General features: G+C 70.7%; 9 protein-coding genes and 2 pseudogenes. 3 read left to right on the top strand and 8 right to left on the bottom strand.

Annotation, left to right across the window (positions count from 1 at the left end; genetic code table 11):
- Nucleotides 1–174: 174 nt before the first annotated feature.
- Both ACFWZ5_RS17615 and ACFWZ5_RS17610 read right to left on the bottom strand, forming a co-directional pair.
- Nucleotides 175–414 carry a hypothetical protein gene (locus ACFWZ5_RS17615; RefSeq protein WP_384794853.1) on the bottom strand — a complete coding sequence of 80 codons (240 nt, stop codon included), beginning with the start codon at nucleotides 412–414 and terminating at the stop codon, nucleotides 175–177.
- Nucleotides 411–749, bottom strand: coding sequence for an ArsR/SmtB family transcription factor (locus ACFWZ5_RS17610; RefSeq protein ID WP_384794855.1), 339 nt, complete (start codon nucleotides 747–749; stop codon nucleotides 411–413). The genes ACFWZ5_RS17615 and ACFWZ5_RS17610 overlap by 4 nt, the downstream gene beginning before the upstream one ends.
- Nucleotides 750–950: 201 nt before the next feature.
- On the opposite strand from ACFWZ5_RS17610, the gene ACFWZ5_RS17605 reads away from it, so the two are divergent.
- The 3 genes from ACFWZ5_RS17605 to ACFWZ5_RS17595 all read left to right on the top strand — a co-directional run bounded on the left by ACFWZ5_RS17605 (nucleotide 951) and on the right by ACFWZ5_RS17595 (nucleotide 6,970).
- Nucleotides 951–3,245 (top strand): MMPL family transporter, encoded by a 2,295-nt coding sequence (locus ACFWZ5_RS17605; protein WP_384794857.1) that lies wholly within the window; start codon nucleotides 951–953, stop codon nucleotides 3,243–3,245.
- Between the two features lie 205 nt (nucleotides 3,246–3,450).
- Nucleotides 3,451–5,499, top strand: a complete 2,049-nt coding sequence (locus ACFWZ5_RS17600) for an APC family permease (RefSeq protein ID WP_384794859.1) — start codon at nucleotides 3,451–3,453, stop codon at nucleotides 5,497–5,499.
- A 139-nt stretch (nucleotides 5,500–5,638) separates the two neighbouring features.
- Complete coding sequence (locus tag ACFWZ5_RS17595) at nucleotides 5,639–6,970, top strand: class I SAM-dependent RNA methyltransferase (RefSeq protein WP_384794861.1); 1,332 nt, start codon at nucleotides 5,639–5,641, stop codon at nucleotides 6,968–6,970.
- 934 nt (nucleotides 6,971–7,904) lie between these two features.
- On the opposite strand, the gene ACFWZ5_RS17590 is transcribed toward ACFWZ5_RS17595, so the two are convergent.
- The 6 genes and pseudogenes from ACFWZ5_RS17590 to ACFWZ5_RS17565 form a co-directional block, all read right to left on the bottom strand.
- Entirely contained in the window at nucleotides 7,905–8,219 is a 315-nt protein-coding gene (locus tag ACFWZ5_RS17590; protein ID WP_384794863.1) for a hypothetical protein, read from the bottom strand.
- A pseudogene (locus ACFWZ5_RS17585) lies at nucleotides 8,216–8,966 on the bottom strand (alpha/beta fold hydrolase); the annotation flags it as partial. The gene ACFWZ5_RS17590 and the pseudogene ACFWZ5_RS17585, both read right to left, overlap by 4 nt.
- 75 nt (nucleotides 8,967–9,041) lie before the next feature.
- Nucleotides 9,042–10,634, bottom strand: coding sequence for a CBS domain-containing protein (locus ACFWZ5_RS17580; RefSeq protein ID WP_384794865.1), 1,593 nt, complete (start codon nucleotides 10,632–10,634; stop codon nucleotides 9,042–9,044).
- Between the two features lie 59 nt (nucleotides 10,635–10,693).
- Complete coding sequence (locus tag ACFWZ5_RS17575) at nucleotides 10,694–13,213, bottom strand: UvrD-helicase domain-containing protein (RefSeq protein ID WP_384794867.1); 2,520 nt, start codon at nucleotides 13,211–13,213, stop codon at nucleotides 10,694–10,696.
- Nucleotides 13,206–20,417, bottom strand: a complete 7,212-nt coding sequence (locus tag ACFWZ5_RS17570; RefSeq protein WP_384794869.1) for a DEAD/DEAH box helicase — start codon at nucleotides 20,415–20,417, stop codon at nucleotides 13,206–13,208. Before ACFWZ5_RS17570 ends, ACFWZ5_RS17575 begins: the two co-directional genes overlap by 8 nt.
- Before the next feature lie 103 nt (nucleotides 20,418–20,520).
- A pseudogene (locus ACFWZ5_RS17565) lies at nucleotides 20,521–20,957 on the bottom strand (ATP-binding protein).
- Between the last annotated feature and the right edge of the window lie 93 nt (nucleotides 20,958–21,050).

Raw genomic sequence — 21,050 nt, 5'->3', positions numbered from 1 at the left:
TCCCGGCGCGCTGCGCCACGGCCGCGGCGCTGTCCGCCCTGCGGCTCGCGGTGCGGGGCGCTCTCGGCTCGCCCGGGGTGTCTCCCGGCGCGCTTGCAGAGACCACGTTAACGGCTTTCGTACGCGGGTCGGAGCCCGAGTGCGCCCTCGCTCTCCCCGGTCGCCCGAGCGCGGCTAGTCGACCGAGCGCAACATGCTCTCCATGGACTTGACCCGGACGTTCAGCTCGACGAGCTGGACGCGCATGGCGTCGGCCTCGGCGCGGGACGCCTCCACCGCCTTGTGGTAGGCGTCCATCGCCTCCCGGTACTCCCGGTCGCGCTCGCGGCTGCGCTGCGTCTGGAAGTGGGCGACGGCGACGATCGCGCCGGCCAGGATGACGAAGAAGGCGATCGGGATGATCGCGTCGCTCATTGGGGCGTCCCCTCGGAAGACTGCTGCTGTCCGGCCTCGCTCGCCCCGTCCCGCTGGGCAGCAGCCAGAATCGTATCCACGTTCAATCGCACGTCAAACGGCGCGAGTTCGAAGTACTTGAGGGCCTTGCCGTCGTCGGACAGCTCCAGGCGCCCGATCACGAGGTCCGCCTTCTCCAGGCGCTCCAGGTGCATGTAGAGCAGGGGGCGGGAGACTCCGAGGCGCCGGGCGAGCTCGCTGACGTACATCGGCCCGGGGGCCAGCTCCGTGATGATCCGGAGCCGCTGTGCGTGGCCCACCGCCGCGAGGAAGGCAAGCAGCTTCTCGCTGTTCATGGCCCGCCTCTGCGTTGTCCCGACACCTGTCAGCCAAGGCTTACGCACGCTGTGAACCACTGTCAAACCCTTCGCCGGGCCCCGAGCCGCACCGGAATCACTCGCCTCAACCTGACAGTTGACGCATCCATCCTTCACCTGTAAGTCTCCACTTACACATGCAGGACCGAGTGGACGACTGCGGATGCGAGGGGGCCGGACATGGGCAGGGGAAAGCCGGGCGGGGCGGGCATATGGGGCGGAGGTGGGCGCTCGCTGACCGTGCGGGTGGCGCGGTGGAGCGCGCTCCACCCGTGGCGGGCGGTCGTCGGCTGGCTGCTGTTCGTGGCGCTGTGCCTGGGCGGCGGCATGGCGGCCGGGACGCACGCCGCTTCGTCGGCGGACTTCGGCGTCGGCGAGGCGGGGCGCGCCGAGGCGATGGCGACCGAGGGCGGCCTCCAGACCCGGTCCACGGACCAGGTGGTGATCCGCGCCGAGTCCGGCCCGCTGGACCGCGCCGCGGCCCGGGCGGCGGCCAGGGACGTCACCGCCCGCATGAAGAGGCTGCCCGAGGTGGCCGGGGTGGAGGCGCCGGTCCTCGCCAGGAACGGCACGGCCCTGCGGGTGCAGGTCGCCGTCGCGGGCGAGGAGCAGGACGACCGGGAGAAGGTGCCCGCGCTGCTCGCCGTGACCGAGCAGGTGCAGCGGGCCCACCCGGACCTGGTCGTGGAGCAGGCGGGCAACGCGTCGGTGAGCAAGGGCGTCGAGGATCAGCGGGACGCGGACCTCGCCTTCTCGGAGAAGATCACGCTGCCGATCACGCTGATCACGCTGGCCCTGGTCTTCGGCTCCGTGGTCATGGTCGGGGTGCCGCTGCTGCTCGCCATCACCTCGATCATGGCCGCGATGGGCCTGTCGATGGTCGCCTCACACCTGGTGCCGGACACCGGCGTCGGGATGAGCATGATCCTGCTGATCGGCATGGCCGTCGGCGTCGACTACACGCTCTTCTACCTCAAGCGCGAGCGCGAGGAGCGGGCCCGCGCGAACGGGCGGCTCAGCCCCGAGGCGCTGGTGGAGGCCGCGGCCGCGACCGCGGGCCGGGCCATCGTGATGTCGGGCCTCGCCGTGGCCGTGTCCACCGTGACGCTCTACTTCGCCGGGGACGTGATCTTCTCCTCCCTGGCCACCGGCACCATCCTCGTCGTGGCCGTCGCCGTCGTCAGCTCCGTGACGGTGCTGCCCGCGCTCCTCGTCAAGCTCGGCCGGCGGGCGGAGCGCCGCTCGGCCCGGCGCGTGGCCAAGGGCAAGCCCCCGCTGTCGTACGCCGACAAGGGCCCCGGAAAGCTCTGGACGGCGCTGCTCACCCCGGCCCGCAAGCACCCCGTCGCCACGTTCCTGGTCGCCGTTCTCGCCCTGCTCGGCCTGGCGCTGCCCGCCCTGGACCTGAAGCTCAAGGACCCGTCACGGGACAGCTTCTCGCGCGAGATCCCGGCCATGCGGGACTACGACCGGCTCCTCGCCGACTTCCCCGACCTGCGCGTCCGCCACCAGGTGGTGGTCCGCGCCGACGCCGCGAAGTCCGCCGAGGTCGGCCGCGCGCTGCGCGCGCTCGACGCCAGGGCCCAGGCCGACCCGCTCTTCGCGCACCACCGGGGCGCCCCGCGGATCCGCACGTCCGCCGACCGCCGCGTCACCACCCTCGAAGTGTTCGCCCCGCACGCGACGTACTCGAAGAAGGCCGTCCAGTCGCTCGACCGCATCCGCGAGGACTATCTGCCCGCCACGGTCGGCGCGGTGCCCGGCGCCGAGGCCGCCGTCAGCGGCGACATCCCGCGCGGCGTCGACTACGTCGCCCACCAGAACGACACGATGCCGCTCGTCCTCGGGCTGCTGCTCCTCGCGACCTTCGCCATGACGGTGTACGCGTTCCGCTCGGTGGTGCTCGGCCTGCTCGGCGTCGTGCTCAACCTGCTCTCGGCCGCCTCCGCGCTCGGGGTGCTCGTCCTGGTCTTCCAGGGGACGTGGGCCGAGGACCCGCTGTCCTTCATGTCGCTCGGCGGCATCTCCTCGCGCGTGCCGCTCTTCCTCTTCGTGATCCTCTTCGGCCTGTCGATGGACTACCAGGTCTTCGTCGTCAGCCGGATCCGTGAGGCCGCGCTCCAGGGAGTGCCCACGCGGCAGGCGGTCATCGAGGGCATCGCGTCGTCCGCCAAGGTCGTCACCAGCGCGGCGATCGTCATGGTCACCGTGTTCGCCAGCTTCGTGATGCTGCACATCCTGGAGATGAAGCAGATGGGCTTCGTGCTCGCGGTGGCCGTGCTGCTCGACGCGTTCGTGATCCGCATCATGATCCTGCCGGCGGCGCTGCTGCTGCTCGGCCGTGCCACGTGGTGGCCGTCGAAGGCGGTGGCGAGGGCCGAGGCGCGGATCACTCGCGGGATCGCGGCGCCGGTGGACACGGCGCCGGTGGACACGGAGCCGCCGGCCGCCGAGCCGCTGGGCGCGGGGCGCTGAGCGGGGGCGATGTGCGGTGAGCGGGTGGTCCGGGGCTTCGGCCCCGGACCACCCGCTGTTGCGTGTGTCACCGTCGGCACCGTCACCTCAAGTGGAAGGAATGGCTCCGAGCGGCCCGGCGCCGCGCCCGGCCATGGCTGGTATCCCCTAGCACTTGGGGGTACTGGGTGGGCGCGGTCTTGATGAAGCGCTTACGATCCTCTGCGTGTCCAAACTGACCGACGTGCCCAAACGGATCCTCATCGGGCGCGCACTGCGCAGCGACCGGCTCGGAGAAACGCTCCTGCCGAAGCGCATCGCCCTCCCCGTGTTCGCGTCCGACCCGCTGTCCTCCGTCGCGTACGCGCCCGGCGAGGTGCTCCTCGTCCTGTCCATCGCGGGCGCGTCGGCGTACCACTTCAGCCCCTGGATCGCGGCCGCGGTCGTCGTGCTGATGTTCACCGTCGTCGCCTCGTACCGGCAGAACGTGCACGCGTACCCGAGCGGCGGCGGCGACTACGAGGTGGCCAACACCAACCTCGGGCCGAAGGCGGGCCTCACGGTCGCTAGCGCCCTGCTCGTCGACTACGTCCTGACCGTGGCCGTGTCGATCTCGTCGGGCATCGAGAACCTGGGCTCTGCGGTGCCCTTCGTCGTGGAGCACAAGGTGCTCTGCGCGGTCGCCGTCATCGTGCTCCTGACGCTGATGAACCTGCGCGGAGTGAAGGAGTCCGGCAAGCTCTTCGCGATCCCGACGTACGTCTTCGTGGCCGGCGTCTTCATCATGATCGCCTGGGGTGCCTTCCGCGGCTTCGTCCTGGACGACACCATGAAGGCCCCGACCGCGGACTACGAGATCAAGGCCGAGCACCAGGGCCTCGCGGGCTTCGCACTCGTCTTCCTCCTCCTTCGCGCCTTCTCCTCCGGCTGTGCCGCGCTCACCGGCGTCGAGGCCATCAGCAACGGCGTACCGGCCTTCCGCAAGCCGAAGTCCAAGAACGCGGCGACGACCCTCGCCCTCATGGGCGCCCTCGCCGTCACCATGTTCTGCGGCATCATCGCCCTGGCCATGGCGACGAACGTCAAGATGGCCGAGAACCCCGCGAAGGACCTCCTGGACAACGGCGCCGCCCTCGGCGGCGACTACGTCCAGAACCCGGTGATCTCCCAGGTCGCCGAGGCGGTATTCGGCGACGGCAGCTTCCTCTTCATCGTCCTGGCCGCGGCCACGGCCCTGGTCCTCTTCCTCGCCGCGAACACCGCGTACAACGGCTTCCCGCTGCTCGGCTCGATCCTCGCGCAGGACCGCTATCTGCCGCGCCAGCTGCACACCCGGGGCGACCGCCTGGCGTTCTCCAACGGCATCGTGCTGCTCGCGGGCGCCGCGGCGCTGCTCGTGTGGATCTACGGCGCGGACTCCACCCGCCTGATCCAGCTGTACATCGTCGGCGTCTTCGTCTCCTTCACGCTCAGCCAGATCGGCATGGTCCGGCACTGGAACCGCCACCTGGCCACGGAGCGGGACCCCGGCAAGCGCCGCCACATGGTCCGCTCCCGCGCGATCAACACCTTCGGCGCCTTCTTCACGGGCCTGGTCCTGATCGTCGTCCTCGTCACCAAGTTCACGCACGGCGCCTGGGTCGCGCTGCTCGGCATGGTGATCTTCTACGCGACGATGACCGCGATCCGCCGCCACTACGACCGCGTCTCCGATGAGATCGCGGCCCCCGAGGGCCCCTCCGACGACAGCGTCCGCCCCTCCCGCGTCCACTCCATCGTCCTGGTCTCCAAGATCCACAAGCCGACGCTGCGCGCCCTCGCGTACGCCAAGCTGATGCGCACGGACACGCTGGAGGCGCTCAGCGTCAACGTCGACCCGGCCGAGACCAAGGCCCTGCGCGAGGAGTGGGAGCGCCGCCACATCAGCGTCCCGCTCAAGGTCCTCGACTCGCCGTACCGCGAGATCACCCGGCCGATCATCGAGTACGTGAAGTCGCTGCGCCGCGAGAGCCCGCGCGACGCGGTCAGCGTGATCATCCCCGAGTACGTGGTGGGCCACTGGTACGAGCACCTCCTCCACAACCAGAGCGCCCTGCGCCTGAAGGGCCGCCTGCTGTTCACCCCCGGCGTGATGGTCACGTCCGTCCCCTACCAGCTCGAGTCCTCCGAGGCCGCGAAGAAGCGGGCCCGCAAGCGGCAGGAGTGGAACGCGCCGGGTTCGGTGCGGCGGGGGCCGGTGGAGAAGCGGGCGAAGGAGAAGAGCGCGAAGTCCTGAGCGTGCCCCGCGCGCGTGCCCGTGCCTGGGCGAGCGGCCGGACGACACCCACGTAGACTGGTGGGCTGTTGTCCGGCCGCTCCGCTGCCGGCCGCTTTTCTCTGACCGCCTCCTTCTTACGTTGTGGAGTCACCCCGCCATGCAGGCAGAACCGAAGAACTCGCTGGTGGGGGAGGAGTACGAGGTCGAGGTCGGCCCCGTAGCCCACGGCGGCCACTGCATCGCCCGTACGGCGGAGGGCCGCGTCCTCTTCGTACGCCACGCCCTTCCCGGAGAGAAGGTCGTCGCCCGTGTGACGGAGGGCGACGAGTCCTCCCGCTTCCTGCGCGCGGACGCGGTGACCGTCCTGGAACCGTCCAAGGACCGCGTCGAGGCCCCCTGCCCGTACGCGGGCCCCGGCCGCTGCGGCGGCTGCGACTGGCAGCACGCCAAGCCGGGCGCCCAGCGCCGCCTCAAGGGCGAGGTCATCGCGGAGCAGCTGCAGCGCCTCGCGGGCCTGACCCCCGAGGAGGCGGGCTGGGACGGCACGGTCATGCCCGCGGAGGGCGACAAGCTCCCGGCGGGCGAGGTCCCCGCGTGGCGCACGCGGATCCAGTACGCGGTGGACGAGGCGTCCGGCCGCGCGGGGCTGCGCCGCCACCGCTCCCACGAGGTGGAGCCGATCGACCACTGCATGATCGCGGCTCCCGGCGTGACCGAGCTGGGCATCGAGTCGCGGGACTGGTCGGGGATGGAGTCGGTGGACGCGATCGCCGCGACGGGTTCGGGGGACCGCCAGGTGATCCTGGCCCCGCGCCCCGGGGCCCGCCTCCCCCTCGTCGAACTCGACAAGCCGGTCTCCGTCCTCCGCGTCGGCGAGAAGGACGGCGGCATCCACCGCGTCCACGGCCGCCCCTTCGTCCGCGAGCGCGCGGACGGCCGTACGTACCGGGTCGGCAACGGCGGCTTCTGGCAGGTCCACCCCAAGGCGGCGGACACCCTGGTCACGGCAGTCATGCAGGGCCTGTTGCCCCGCAAGGGCGAGACGGCCCTAGACCTCTACTGCGGCGTCGGCCTCTTCGCCGGCGCGATCGCGGACCGCGTCGGCGACACGGGCGCGGTCCTCGGCATCGAGTCCTCCAAGCGCGCCGTCGAGGACGCCCGCCACAACCTCACCCCCTTCGACCGCGTCCGCATCGAACAGGGCAAGGTCGAGTCGGTCCTCCCCCGCACGGGCATCACCGAGGTCGACCTGATCGTCCTCGACCCACCACGCGCGGGCGCGGGCAAGTCGACGGTCCACCACCTGGCGGGCCTGGGCGCCCGCCGAATCGCCTACGTGGCCTGCGATCCGGCCGCCCTGGCGCGGGACTTGGGGTACTTCCGGGACGGGGGGTACCGGGTGCGGATGCTGCGGGCGTTCGATCTGTTTCCTATGACTCAGCATGTGGAGTGCGTGGCGATTTTGGAGCCGGTGAAGAAGGGCGACTGACCTGCGGTTTTGTGGGTCGGGCGTATGCTCGAAATGTTTTCCCGCGTGTAGGGGGTCGAGCGGAGCGAATTACCTCTGAGCGCCGTTGACCTGTGGCTTCTGGGTGGCGCTGCTTGTATTGGTCGCTTTTTGCAGACCTCCTGCGAAGTTTCTTGACGCTTGAGTGACGCTCGCTTCGAGGCTGTGGCCGAGCGTTGTGGCGTCTGGTCACAGGGTCGATGCGAGACGGCGCTGCGTTCCAAGTTGGCCCCCCGGGATTGCTCCGGCTCGGAGCCGGTACGCCGCAGCCGGAGGGCAATCAGCGCCGCGAGCACGAAGACCACGGCTTAGTAGGCCATGGTGTGGGTGAACGCCGCGTTCGTGCCGTCGGCCAAGCGCGAAGTAGGCAAGGCCGGCCACCGTCATCCCGATCGAGCCGCCGAGTCGCTGGGCCGTGGGCAGCAGCTCGGACACCGAACTAGGCCGTTTCTTTGGGATCATCTCGCCACCATCTTCATCTGGTCGGCGAGATGATCCCAAAGAAACGGCCTAGGTGAGGGGCGCCCCGGCCACGGCGAAGGAGACCCAGGTTCACCAGGGCCAGCCGGCCTCCTTGCCCAGCGCGCATGGCAGGGACCCGGGTGGCGAAGCCAATGGTGGTCAGCACGCCCTGACCCAGCCCGCGCGCTGTCCGTCCGTACGCGTAGCGGGCAGCACGGCCACTCCGGCCAGCGAGACGAGTGCTACCGGGACCGTGACCAAGAAGACCGTGCACCAGTGGAGGCCGAAGAGATCGGCGCCAATGAGGCAGCCCGCCGATGAGCGGTCCGGCCGGTGGTGAGGCCACGCCCATCGTGGCGCCGTACAGGGCGAGGGCTCATGGGCGGCGTTCTGGAGAAACGCCGGTGCGGATGAGGGAGAGCGTCTGCGGGGCGACCAGGCCGCCGCCTGCCCCCTACACCCTGCTGGGGCGCGAGCAGCCATCTCGCGCCGGGCGCGGCGGCACGCAGACCACTGATCCGGTCGTGAACACCGTGGTGCCGAGCATGAAAAGCCGCTGGTATCTGTACCCGTCACCCAGCCGTGCGGCGGTGATGAGCAGGCACGCGTATGCCAGGGAGTATCCGGCCAGCACAAGATGCATAGAGCCGGGGCTCGCGCCCAGACCGGACTGGATGGCCGGCACAGCAATCTTCGCGACCGTGACGCCGAGCAACTGCACGGAGGTCGCGCTCACCACCATCGGCAGCAGGGAAGGCTGGCCGTTCACCGCATCAGAGCCTTGGCCAGCTCCTGCGGGCGGGCGGCGAACGGGCTGTGGCGGCCCGGTAGGGTACGAACTTGAACGGCTCGCCCGGCATGGGCCGGTCCGCCTCCGGGATCATCAGGTCTGCGCGGCCGTCCGCAGCGCCCGGTCGTCATCTCAGCGCAGGAAGGCGCGTGGGACGCGGTCCCACCGTTCCGCGGTCAGGGTGACGGTAGTCGGGACGGCCAGCGGCAGATCGGGGCTCAGTGCGGAGCGTCAGCGGTCGATGTGGTCGGCGGGTGTGCCGTGGTAGTGGGTCTTCCTCAGCTCCTCGTCGTAGGCGGGGGCCTGCGACAACAGGTCGATCCGTATGGCGCCCAGTATCCCGGGACCACCGAGGTTGAGGATCTGGCCCTGTGCGGTGGCGTTCTCGGGCGTGCTCAGAGGAGTCGGAGAACCGGGGGGCGGCGGGGACGAACGCTGAGAGGTAGACGACGCGGTCGACCAACTCGGGCGCGCGTTCCACGGCGAGCGACACAGGACCGCCGCCTGCACTGTGCGCGACGAGCACGACACGGTCGTAGCGGCGGACCTGGCGCACCGTGTCCAGGACAAACCAGCGCAGTTGTCCAGCGTCACGTCGGCGAGCCGCGAAACCTTTCGGTCCGTAGGCCGGGACGGCCGGGCAGCAGGTACCCGCTGGGTGGGGGAGCCGAAGCCGTGCTCAGACAGGTCGACGGCCACGCTCGCGGCACCGAGACCGGCGAACGCGCCCGCTGCGTCGCTGCCTACTGCCGGGCCCTGTCTATGAGGAGTGGGCAGGGGGCCGTTGGACGCGCCAGCCGGTCATGATCTCGGATCGTGGTCAATGACCTTGAGGAGCTTCAAAAGCTGCCGTGTCGCAGCGAGCGACGCCGCATCCTCGGCAGGTTTGTCGACGGCCCAGTGGGCCAGTGCGTTGCGGTAGTCGGTGACCGTCTTGAGCCGATTGAGGATGTCCTGCTGCCCGTAAGGCCAGTCCAACTTGGCCCAGCAGTCAGCGTTGTTGAGGAGGAATTTGTACTGACCAAGGGTGAACTGGCGGCCGTTCGCCCGTTTGCTACGGATCTCCATCGGGAGCTCCTCAGCGGTGAAGTGCTGGGTCATGCGGCGCAGTCGGCGCTCCACCTCTTCGAGCAGGGTAAAGGGCTCGACGCGCTCCTGGAGCTGACCGGCCAGGTCAGCGGCGGTGAGGATGCCGCGCACGGTGTATTCCGTGTCCACGATGACGAGGAATCCGTGCTGCTGGATGTCGCTGATGCGCGCGAAGAGTTCCTCCTGCTCTCGCGCCGTCTGGGGGTGGGGGCTCATGGCGTCGGCGATCGTCCCGTCCCTCTTGCCGAGGTGGGCACGTGCGATGCCCTCCCATGTGATGACTCCACGCAGGACGTTGTGCCGGTCCACCACCGGCAGTTGGGAGTAGTCGTGCTCGATCATGGGGGTGATGGCCGTGCTCAGCGGTTCCTCCAGGCCCACGGTAACCACCTCGCGGACGAGGGGGAGGTTACCTATCCGCCAGCTGAGATCGCGGGCCTTGCTGCCCTCGACGCCCTGACTGTCACGTGAACCACCGGGCCCGTAGGTCGTCGTCGAGCTGTCACGGCCCTCTTCGCCCGAAACGGCTTCCTGGCTGGAAACCGTGATCAGATCGTCCAACTGACCTTCGGCGAAATGTGGTTCCGCCCGCAGCCCACGCGTCCGGAGTTCCTGGTCGACCAAGTCGATGACGTCGGTGGTGCGCCGGGACCAGTCCCACAGACCGATCAGATCACGGGCGGTCAGCTGACGGGTGCCGTCCTCCTGGACGTCGCGCACGAGCGCCGCGATGTCGGCGGGCGGCTCGATCCCGCCCTCGTAACCGGGGTCATCGCCCGTCTCGGCCAGTGTCTGCACACGCTGCGCGGCGTCGCGTCGGGAAAGTTCACTGACCGTGGAGAAGGCACCCATGCTGTCGCGGAGGTCGCCCCCGATAGCGGCACGTTCCACCGCCGGACGCACCCAGTCCACCCGCCGCACATGGCGATAGCCCGGTGCCGCCGTGTCACGGTACTCATAATCGCCCGTCAATCGCCCGATGGCCACGACCGGTTGGTACTTGCGGGGCATGACGACGAGGTCGCCTATCTCCATCGAGAGGAAACGCCACAGCTGGTGCTTCCAGTTGTCGATGGTCCCACGGGACTCGTCCGGATACGCGGCAGTGAGCAAGTCGCCGATCTCGCCCACGGACGTGCACCCGCCGAGGTCTCCGACCTCCTCCCAGCCCGCGATGGTCAGTCCTTCCGTGAGCGCCTGCTGCTCGCGCTCTCCGAACTGGCCGCCGCGTATCGTCCATGCCCGCACAACAAGCCCCCGTTTTTTCGGTCCGTGCAGCTGTTCCGAAGCCACCTCGTGGGGCACTCGGTTCACCCCGCGTGACCTCATGAACGTAGCGGATGTCCATGCGGTGACCGGCTGATTCAAGCCGCGTGGGAATCGGACGGAGGTCGCTCGCCCGACACGAGGGCGCTCGCGCTGTAGGCGGCGTGGACGGCTGATTCCGGGAGGAATCGACTAGCCCGGCCGTTCCAGCTCACCACCAGTTCGTCCCGCGCGCGCGTCGCTGCCACGAACAGGAGCGAGCGGACGCGCCGGTGCTCACGCTGATAACGCTGGGGATCTGTGTCCCGGAAGCCCTCGATGCGCTGATGCGGTACCTGGCCCTCGCTCACCGAGGCCAGGAATACCCGCTGGAACTCCAGCCCCTTGAAGCGGTACATGGTGCCGATGCGTACGCCCTCGCCGTTGCCGGGCCCGTCGTTGCCGATCTCGACGGCGGGAATCCGGAACGGGTCCGATCCGAGTGTGGCGGCCAGCTGCGTGGCCGAGGCCCCGTCGGGCACACACACGGCCATCGCTGAGTACGGGGTTCCGTACCGGTCGTGGCGCTCCTGGATGAGAGTGGCCAGCGCCCTCTTCTCCGTGGCCCAGTCGGGAGCCCGCCAGAACTGAGGGGCAAGGCCCGTCAGTACGGAGCGGTAGCCGTCGAGCGTGTCGGGACCGTCGTCCAGGTCGTCGAAGGACTCGCCGTTCACCAGGCCTCGTGCGCTACCCAGGATCTGATGTGTGGTGCGGTAGTTGAGACTCAGGCGGCGGGATGCCCGGCCGGGGGTGCGGATACCGAGACGCCCCAGGACAACCTGGTGGGAGTAGATGCGTTGGTGGGCGTCGCCGACGAGAAAGATGTCGTCGGGGCCTTCGGGCACCATTGCACGCAGCATGCGCCAATGCGATGCGGACAGATCCTGGGCCTCGTCCACCACCACGTGCTGATAGCGGGGCTTGAGCCACATCCCGCTTCCTGCCTCTCGGTGCAGAAGATCCCGGCCTCCCTGCTCAGCCTTGTAACGCTGCTGCTCCGTCACGCGAGCCATGTGATGCTGTTCGAGTCGCGCGGCCTCGTCAGCGACCAAGGCGTAGGTGGTACGCCGGGGCGGACCCGCGAGCCGGTTCCGGTACGCCTGGACGAGGCTCCAGATCTGTCGGCGCTCCGGACGCTGAAGCCTGCCCCGGCCCGGCCGTTCCGCACGGAAGTACTGGCCCTGGGTGCCGCAGCCCTGCGCGAGGATGACGTGCTTGAACTCGGAGTCGAGGAACTCCGCATCGTATCCGTCGACCCCCTCCTCCATGCATACCGTGTGCCACAGGTCCAGGGCTGCCTTGTCGTCCAGCGGACTGCCAAGGTCGCTGGTGGGATGCTCGGTGACGACCGTGCGGGCGAGCCGGTCGATGGAGACGACGTGCACCCGGCTCAGCAACTGCTCGCCGCCGAGGAGCTGAAGCCGGTGCTTGAGGTCCGCAGCCAGATTGGTGTTGTAGGTGGTGAGCAGCACCGGCCTGGTACGGCCCGGCGGCAGTCTGTCCACGAGGTGCCGTACGCGATGCAGGGCGACGACGGTCTTGCCGGTACCGGGACCGCCGGTGACCTTGGCGGAGCCCTTGAACGCCGTGGTGGCGAGCCGTCGCTGCTCGGGATGAAGGAACAGCCGCCAGGCTTCGAAGCTGTCGCCGAGCGCGCCGAGAACCGCCGTGTCCTCCGTGCTGACCTGGGAGACCGGCCGGCGTGCGGCGCGGGCCCAGTCGCCCGGGTCGACACTGCCTTCCGCCCGCCACTGCTCGGTGATGTGGCGGCGCACGTCGGCCGTGTTCATGCCCGCGTGCAAGGCCCGCAGGACCTCGCGGGTGAGCTGCGGCAGATTGTGACCGAGCAGGGCCTCCAGGCGGCGCTCGTCGGTGACCCGTCGCAGGGAGGGAAGCAGCGAGGGAATGACCCCGAGACGGGTGAGGGTGACCGCGTCGTACTGGTCGAACAGAGGGAGCGGCGGGCCTTGCGCGGGTGCCGGCTCCGCCCGGTTCCCCGTAACGCCGACGTCGCTGAACGACGTACCGGTACTACCCGTCCTGCTCAGTTCCGCGTGATCGGCGTCGCCCTGTGCCGCCTGTGCGTGATCGGCCTCGGGGCCGCTCACGGCAGCGGTCGTGTCCTGGGCCCCGCCCGTCCCGCCACGCTCACGGTCCGCGCGGCGCCCCGGGTGGCTCGCTCCGGACACCGTGGACCGCTCGGGCAGAGCCACGACGGTGGCGCTCACTTGGGCCTGGTCGACCAGCTCGATGCCGCCGGACACTTCGTTGATCGTGACCGTGAGACGCGTCAGGTCGTCGTGGGCACGCGTGCCCTCGCGCACCGCGAGCAGCGTGAAGCGGTGCTGTTCCGTCTCCAGGAGCAGGGCCATGCGCCCGCCGTCCAGGGTGGCCAGCGACAGCTGCCCGTTGGAGCCGGCGGCCCGCAGGGGGGCGAGCCGGATGGCCCGGCTGGTCCGGTCGGCCCGCAGGCGTCGGACGAAGTCGCCCACCGAGTTCTTCGCGCCCGCGCCGAGGACGCGTACGTCCTCGTGCGCCTGCGGTGCGATGGAGACCTGTGTACGAATCTTGTCACTCACCCCGGTCTCCTTCCCCCGCGTCGCCTCCGTCGGGGCTGTGCGGTCGCCCGCCGGTCAGGGCGGCGAGCTCCGTCACGTCCCATTCTCCTGCGGCGCGCACCTGCCATCCAGCGGCATGACACTGCGTCATATAGGCGGTGTCCTGGGCATCCTGGGCGAACACGACGCCGACGCGGCGGTCCGGCCAGGCCAGTTCGATCGGACGGGCGATCCCCTCGGCGTCCCAGCCCACTGTGGGCACCGGCACGTCACCGCGCTCGGCCAGGGCTTCGGCCAGCTCGCCGAGTGCCGGTTCGTCGCCCTCCGCCAGCTCGCCGAAGACTAGGCCCCACGCCGCGCGTTCGACCGGCGTCAACGGGTCTTCGGCCGCTGCCGTGCCTGCCGCCAGCAGAACAGCGGGTGTCTCCGACCGGTCCACACCCGATCCGGGCTGCTCCTTGCGCAGCGCGGGCAGCAGCCCGTCGCCGCGGACCGCTGTCGCGGCGAGCAGTCCCGCGTCGAAGCCGTCCAGGGAGGTCCTGGCCAGGACGAGGCCGTCGGCCTGCCCCGATCCGGTGGGATCGAGGAACTGAAGGATGTTCCCCCAGCACAGCCAGGCTTTCCAGCGGCGTCGGTGGTCCGGCCCGTCACCGTGCACGGTCTTGCCCCGGTCGTCGAGGACGGCCAGGGCACTCCAGCGCTGCCTCCCCTCGCGCCGGTCGACGACCGCGACGAGCGGCAGCCCGGAGGCGTCCTCGGCGGGGATGAGCTTGAGCCCCTCGCCCGCGGCGGGGGGCGGGTGCTCTCCTCGCAGGGCGGCCTCGATCCACGGCACTGCCTCCGCCGGACCCGCGTCGACGGCTCCCCTGGTGACATACAGCAGCCCGCCCACGCAGAGTTCGGCCAGCTTGTGCCAGAGCCTCAGGTTCGGGTTGCGCAGATAGCCGAGAAGTGAGGGGATCGCCCCCGCGTACAGCAGTGCGTCAGCCTCCGCCGGGTCGCGGCGGCGCCTGGCCCACTTCACGCGGACCTGACCGCCTGGGGAGTCGTCGCCCGTCACCCGGTAGGGCGGCCAGGCGGCGTCCGACGCCCGGCCGGCCAGCAGGTCGGCGAGAGGGGTCGGTGCTTCCTCAGTGTCGTCGGCCCGGTCGGCTGCCTCGGCCGGTGGTGGCGCGAGCTCACGCTCCCAGGCCATTACGTCGTCCCAGGTGATCTGCCAGACGAGAGTGCCGTCGGCGCGCAGCCGGGCCCGCTTGGCCGCGTCGTCGGCGATCCGGTTCGTCTGCGACGAGGCGTGCCAGCGGTAGCCGTCGAGGTAGACGGCCACGGACAGAGGGTCGGCCGCGTCAGCCACGGCGCCATCGGTGACCGGGCGCAGTATCAAATCGGGCCGGGTGCCGTGCTCGTCGAGCGGCTTCTGGGCCACGGCCTCCCAGCAGATCGCGGAGCCGTCGCGGCGGCGCAGCGCGAACCGCTTGCCGTGCCGCCCGGTCGGTGTTTCACCGTGGCTCTGCTCCGCCCGGTTCTCGGGTCGGGCGAGCCAGCGGTCCAGGCAGTCGATGAAGCGGCGCTCCAGATCGCTCTCGGCCTGGGCGGCGAACCGGACGCGCGAGCCGGGGGCCACGGTCCCGGCCTCGCGTACGTCCCAGTCGCTGTGTCCGTCCTCGCCGAGAAGCGCGTCCAGCATCCACAGTGCTTCCTGCCGGTCGATCAGCGGGTACTCACGCTGTTTGGCGTATGGGAGCAGGCACCGGTGACAAGCGCGGCGCGACCCGCCCCCGTCCTTGCAGGGGCAGTCGCGCAGCTTGCGCTGGGCGGCGGCGAGAACGGCTCGGAACTCCGCTCCGTTCTCGCCGTCCACGAGCCGCTGGAGATAGCCGGTGCCTCCCGGCAGCGCGTCGTAGAGGACCAGGTAGTGGCGGGTGAGGCCGGTCTCGCGGTCGGGTTCGGTGCTGGGCGTGGACCGGATGTGGGCCGGGTCGCCTCCGTAGCGCTGGGCCAGGCCCAGGTGCAGGGCTGCCGAGAAGGAGGCCAGACGCTCCTCGACGAGCAGGGTCGCGGCGGGCAGCAGGATGCGCAGTGCTTCCGTGGTGTGCTCGGTGGCCGTGATGACCCGCTGGTCCCCGGCGGTGGCGGGCCGGTCCTTGCGGCGGGTCGGGCACCACGGCCGGTGGTGGCGCAACTCCGGTCGCCCGGCGACCGATTCGCTCAGCTCGACCTGTGTGGGGGCGTGCTCCGGCTCGCGGTCGGTGGCACCGCCACACAGGGGGCAGACCGAGAAGGCGGTCACGGTGGTGTGCTCGCCCGCGATGTGTGTGTCGGGGCGGCCCATGGTCCGTACGGGGCCGAGGTTGAAGTGCCGGATGACGGCTTCCCGTACATGGTCCACGCCGAAGGTCGTGCCCTGGTGGCGCCAACTGCGCAGAATCGTCTTGGGATTGACGTCGACCGCGACAACCTGGGTGTAGCGGCGCTCGGTGCGGGTGTCGCGGTCGTCGATGATCCGGGCGTCGTCCCGTTTGTCGCGGGAGGTGACCTTGCGGGGCACGATGACCTGGTGCAGGGCCGAGCGTCCGCCGATTCCGGGCCCCTGGCAGCGCGGACAGGGCGAGGTGTCCTGCTCGGCGTCCGGTGACGTCCGTACGTACCCGCACTCCTGGCAGAGCCGCCAGGTACGCAGGGCCGTTGAGGCGTCCTCGTTGCCGGGGGTGCGGGAACCCAGATCGAAACCGTCGACGACATGCCGGTACCCGCGTACATAGTAAGCGCTGCCGGGGGCCAGTTCGGTGAGCGCGGACTCGGCTGGCCGTTCGTACAGGCGGGTCTCCGTGCGCCAGCGAGACTTGGGTGCCTGGTCGCTGTCGTCCGTCGCCGCGCGGGCGGCGGGCGCCGGTTCCTTATGGGTGAGGGCAGCTTCGAGGCGTACGCCGCCCTCCACGAGGCTGTAGTTGGGCAGTAGGCCGTGCTCGACGAGGAAGCCCTGGGCACCGGACTGGCTCAGCTGCTGGATGCGTTTGGTGACGGCGGTGGCCTCGCGGCGCAGTGCGCGCTGGTCGCGCGCCTGGTCCTCGACCTTGTCCGTGAGGGAGTTCGCCGCCTCGTTGATCATGGCGCGGCGGTCGATCAGTGCGGCGCGCTCCGACTCCCAGGCGTCCTCGGCCCGGGCCACTCGGGCGGCGAGCTTCGTCTTGGCATATTCGAGCAGGGTCTCGCAGGCCTCATCGGACACGCCGGAGTCCGCGACGCCCTCGATGGCGGGGAAGAGATCCAAGAACGTGTGTGCCAGGTCCGTGCGTCCGGACACGGCTCGGCGGAACGTGTGCAGCCAGCCGACGCGGCCGAACAGGGCAGTCGCCCGGTCGGGCAGCGGCAGTACACCGTCGAGTCGGCCGCGGGCGGCCAGGTCGATGAGATGCGCCGTGTACTGGCGGCACAGCAGTTCGCCAGCCGACAGGAAGCAGCCCGGAGGCAGGACCTGACCTGCGATCAGGTGGCGTGGCTCGGCGAGGTGGTAGAGGGCGCGTGGGCTGGTGTCGGCGAGGGACACCATCAGCGCGTTGCCCGTCGAGCGCCCCGCGCGGCCGACACGCTGCACGTAGTTGGCCGTCGTGGCGGGCAGGGAAGCGAGCACGACGGCCTCCAACTGACCGATGTCGATACCCAGTTCCAGCGTCGGGGTGCAGGACAGGACGTTCGGGTCGGTGTGCCGCTTGCCTTCCCTGAAGCCCCGCTCGACCTCTTCGCGTTCCTTGCGTTTCAGTACACCGGTGTGCTCGGCGGCGACGACGCTGTACGGTCCGGCCTCGCGGTACAGGCGTCGGTAGTAGTCGTGGCGGTGATCGCGGGCGGCCCGGCCGCCCGCTTCGAGCGACGGTGACGCGAGTTCGCCGGCGCAGCCCTTCACCAGACAGGTCAGCCCCTGCCAGACGGCCACCCGCTCCGGCGGCACGGTCTGCGTCCACCCGCACTCCGGGCAGGTCAGCGCGGCGCGAGTGGTCTGTTCGTCGTCCAGCGGCCGGACCCGCACATGGCCCGGTGTCAGCCCGTACACGCGGGGTCCGTGGCCACTGCCTGGCCTGGCATCGCCGGTGCGCCGCACGGCCAGCGCTCCGATGTCTTCCTCTGCCAGTTGCTCCAGCAGGTCGGCGAGGAAGGCTCCGGCGGCGGACCGTTCCAGGCCCAGGCAACGCTCGGTGAAGTCCGCGTACCAGTTCTCGCGGCTGTCGACGCGCTCGAAGTCGGTCGACCCAGCCCGGCCGCCCACCAGCACGAACGCCGGCGCGCCCGAGTTCCTTCCGAAGGCGGGCATCCCCTCGGGTCGTCCCCACCACACCGAGTGGCGGTTGCGCCCCTCGTCCTTCACGAACCGTTTGAGCCAGGTGTGCTGGATGCCACCGCTCACCCGCACGTGTTCGAGCAGGCCGCGTACGAACCCTTCGAAATGCCTCAGCCGCTCCTCGCTCCCGGGCGGCGGGAGCTGCCGCAGCGCCGCCGGGCATCCGGCGCCGGGCCGTCCGCCCTCCTCGCCCGCCTCCGGAGGGTCATCGGGCAACTGACCGGCACGCAGGGCACGTTCGTGCCTCTCGTACAGCGCCTCGGCGGTCTTCGCGGCCCGCTCGGGGTCCGGCAGGCACACTTCGGCGGCGGCGGTGCGGGTGAGCTCCAGGGTGCGGCCGAGGCGGGAGTTGAGGCCGAACTCCAGGATGGTGTTCAGCGCGAGCCGTTCACCGACCAGTTCCCAGGTGCGGCCGGGGATGCGCTTCTTGCCCGCGAGGAGACCCGCCACCCGGTCCACGTCGTGCAGGTCCGGCGGCACCACGGAGGCGAGCAGCCGATCCTCGTCGACGGCCGCACGGCGCACCAGGGCCGCGATCAGTTCGTTCAGCGGCACTCCGCGAGCCGCGAAGTCGGCTTCCCGCTCGGTCTGTTCGCGCAGCTGCTCGTCGATCAGGGAACGCAGTGAGAACTTCCAGGCCCGGCTCGCCACGAATCCGGCGAGGTGCGCGGCGTCCTGCACCGCGTCGTTGAAGATCAGGGTCCGCCTGCGGTCTCGTCCCTCGGGGTCCTTCTTGGGCAGCTCGCCGCCGGTGAACAGCTGGGTGACGGCCACGGACGCGAGCGGGGCGACACCGGCACCGAGGAAGCGGATTCCCTCGGCCTGACCGCAGGCGGGGCAGCGATCCTGCTGGGAGTACTCGTTCTGTGCACCGTTCTCGTACCAGAGTTTGACGAAGACGCCGCTGTCCGGGGCATCGGCGATCTCGTCGCCGTCGAGGAGGACCTCCTCGGGGTCGAGGCCCCGCAGCCGTTCACCGTCGCTCTCCAGGACCAGGACCGTCGCCTCGTCGCCGGCGCCCCTGCGGCGGCGGCTGGCCCGCCGGGCGAGGGTCCGCCGTGCCTGCTCAGCCGCCTCGCCCGGGGTGGCCGCCATCAGCGCCCGGACCCGGCCCTTGGCCGAGCCGCGCGACGCGCTGCGGCGGTAGACCTCCTCCGGAACGCTGACCAGGGAGGCCGGATTGCGCTCGGGACAGATCGCGCTCCAGCCGGACCGTCCGCAGTGCCGGCAGTACACGGAGGGCAAACGCCCGGCACCGCGCGCGTGCCGCCTCCGCTCCTCCTGTGCGGCCCGCACGACGGCCCGGTCTGCCCCGCCAGGTCCGCCCGCAGCCGTACGGGCGTCCGCGTCCGGCGCCACGGCGGCCTGGTCGGCGTCCGACCAGGAGAACACCGGGCGCGGCCCGACGAACCGCAGCACCCGGGACAGCGCCCGCAGCCACAGGTGGGACTCGACGAGCAGGAGCGGGCGCTCGTGACCGGCCGCCGCGTCCGGGGCGCGGGCCTCCGAGATCAGCGCGACGAACCGGGCGAGCGCCTCTTCGAGGAGCGGCGCGTCCTGCTCGGACCAGGCCCAGGACTCGGTGCCCGCCCCGGCCTGCGTGCTGGAATCCGTATCAGAGTCCGTGCCGAACGCGGCCAGCACCTGGGCGGGCGTCCGGGGCTCGTCGAGCCCCGCCCGCAGCAGAGCGTGGGTGAGCGGGTGGGCGAGCAGGCGCCGGCCCAGTTCCCTCGGGTCGTCGGCGTCGCAGTCCAGCACCGCCCGCGCGAGCGCCGTCATACCGGGACTCGGCTCACCGTCCTGCCCTTCCAGGGGCGGTGCCGGATACGGCAGCGCCACGAGCGCGGCCGGGTCCGGAACGGGCAGTGTCAGGTCGACCGGAGACAGGAGCGCGTCGAGCCCTTGCCGGTCCTCCCCCACGACCGAGTCCTCGGGAAACCGCACACCGAACACCTGCGAGGCGACCGCCAGCATGGGCGTGGCGGCGCTCTGTGCCACGCCACCGACCTCACCGTCTCCTGACCGGCCGGCTGCGGTTTCCGAGTCCGCGGCCGTCGCGCCGAGGGTCGCCGAGGTCGCCACCGGGCAGATCGAGCCGAGCGGGCGCCCCGGCTCGGCGGCGCCCACCACGGACGCGAGTCTCCGCAGCAGCATCGCCACATCGGTGCCCTGCGCGCCGTCGTAGGTGTGGAACTCGTCGATCACCACGTACGCCAGGTCCGCGTCCCGCCACAGCGGGGCGTCCTGCTGCCGTTGGAGCAGCAGGTCCAGCATCTTGTAGTTGGTGATGAGGATGTCCGGCGGGTTGCGGCGGATCTCGGCCCGCTCGACCATGACCCGCCCGTACGGCGAGCCCGTCTTGGTCGCGCTCGCCTCACCGATGTACAGCCCGGCGGTGACCTCGCCTTCGCGTAGGCGGTGGTCCTCCAGGAGCTTGCCGAGACGGTCGGCCTGGTCGCCCGCCAGCGCGTTCATCGGATACAGCAGCACTGCCTTGATGCCGTGCCTGCCCGCCGCCTTCGCGCGCAGACAGTGGTCGATGACCGGCACCAGGAACGACTCCGTCTTGCCCGAGCCGGTGCCCGTGGTCACCAGCGTGGGCCTCGGTGTACGACCCCCCTTGCTGCTGAGCCGCTCGAACGCCTCCGCCTGATGCGCGTACGGCCAGAAGCCCTGCTCCCACCAGTCCAGATGCCGCTCCCACCCCTTCTCGGCGGCCCGGAACGGACGACGGACACGCAGATACGGGCCGCGGAACAGCCCGTCTCCCGGATCGGTCAGGAAGTCCGTGAGGGCCTCCCGCGTCTCCGGCTCGGCCAGCGCGAACGTCGTCGTCAGATACTCGACCGTCGTCTCGCGCAACGCCTGCGCGGCCAGTGTGGGTCTCATATCGCGGCCGGCTCCCCCTCGGTACGGCAGTGGACCTCGTATCACTCAGTCCCTCAGTGATCGCCGTCCAGCTTACGGGGGCGCACCGACAGTGCACCGGCCACTACGGATTCAGCCGAATCCGATCACCTCCGGTCGCCGACCGGTCACCGGCCCGCAGGGAGTACTTGGCCCATACGGTCTTGCCGGGCGGCCCGTCCGACCGTTCCCGCCACCCCCACCTGGTAGCGAGCCCCGCGACGATCAGCAGCCCGCGCCCGCCTTCACCGTCGTCCCCGGGAGAAGCGGGCTCGGGCGTCCCCTCGGCGCGAGTGTCGGTCACCTCGACGCGGACGGTCTCGGCGTCGCCCCCCCCAGCCACAGCCGGAAGTCCCGCCCCGGCACCCGCCCGTGCCGCACGGCGCTGGCGCACAGCTCGGCCACGACCAGGGTCACTTCGTCGTGCGCGGCCGATCCGTACGGCACGCCCCACGCGTCGAGCCGCTGCCCGGCGAGCCTCCACGCCAGTCTGGCCCCTCGCGGCGTGGAACTGAATCGCATCGTGAGGTGGTGGTTGGGGCTGGTGAGTTCCGTGTGGGGGGCCGCATGGGCGGACGGTGCGCCGATCTCAACCGCCCCGGTGGTGGCGTAGCG

Source organism: Streptomyces sp. NPDC059003, assembly GCF_042740445.1.
Taxonomy (GTDB): domain Bacteria; phylum Actinomycetota; class Actinomycetes; order Streptomycetales; family Streptomycetaceae; genus Streptomyces.
The sequence above is the reverse complement of the archived record's forward strand: the minus strand, read 5'-3'. Positions and strand labels throughout refer to the sequence as shown.

Coding starts and splice junctions, on each gene's coding strand:
- ACFWZ5_RS17570 (WP_384794869.1), bottom strand. CDS start 20,417: ATGAGACCCACACTGGCCGCGCAGGCGTTGCGCGAGACGACGGTCGAG.
- ACFWZ5_RS17610 (WP_384794855.1), bottom strand. CDS start 749: ATGAACAGCGAGAAGCTGCTTGCCTTCCTCGCGGCGGTGGGCCACGCA.
- ACFWZ5_RS17605 (WP_384794857.1), top strand. CDS start 951: ATGGGCAGGGGAAAGCCGGGCGGGGCGGGCATATGGGGCGGAGGTGGG.
- ACFWZ5_RS17615 (WP_384794853.1), bottom strand. CDS start 414: ATGAGCGACGCGATCATCCCGATCGCCTTCTTCGTCATCCTGGCCGGC.
- ACFWZ5_RS17595 (WP_384794861.1), top strand. CDS start 5,639: ATGCAGGCAGAACCGAAGAACTCGCTGGTGGGGGAGGAGTACGAGGTC.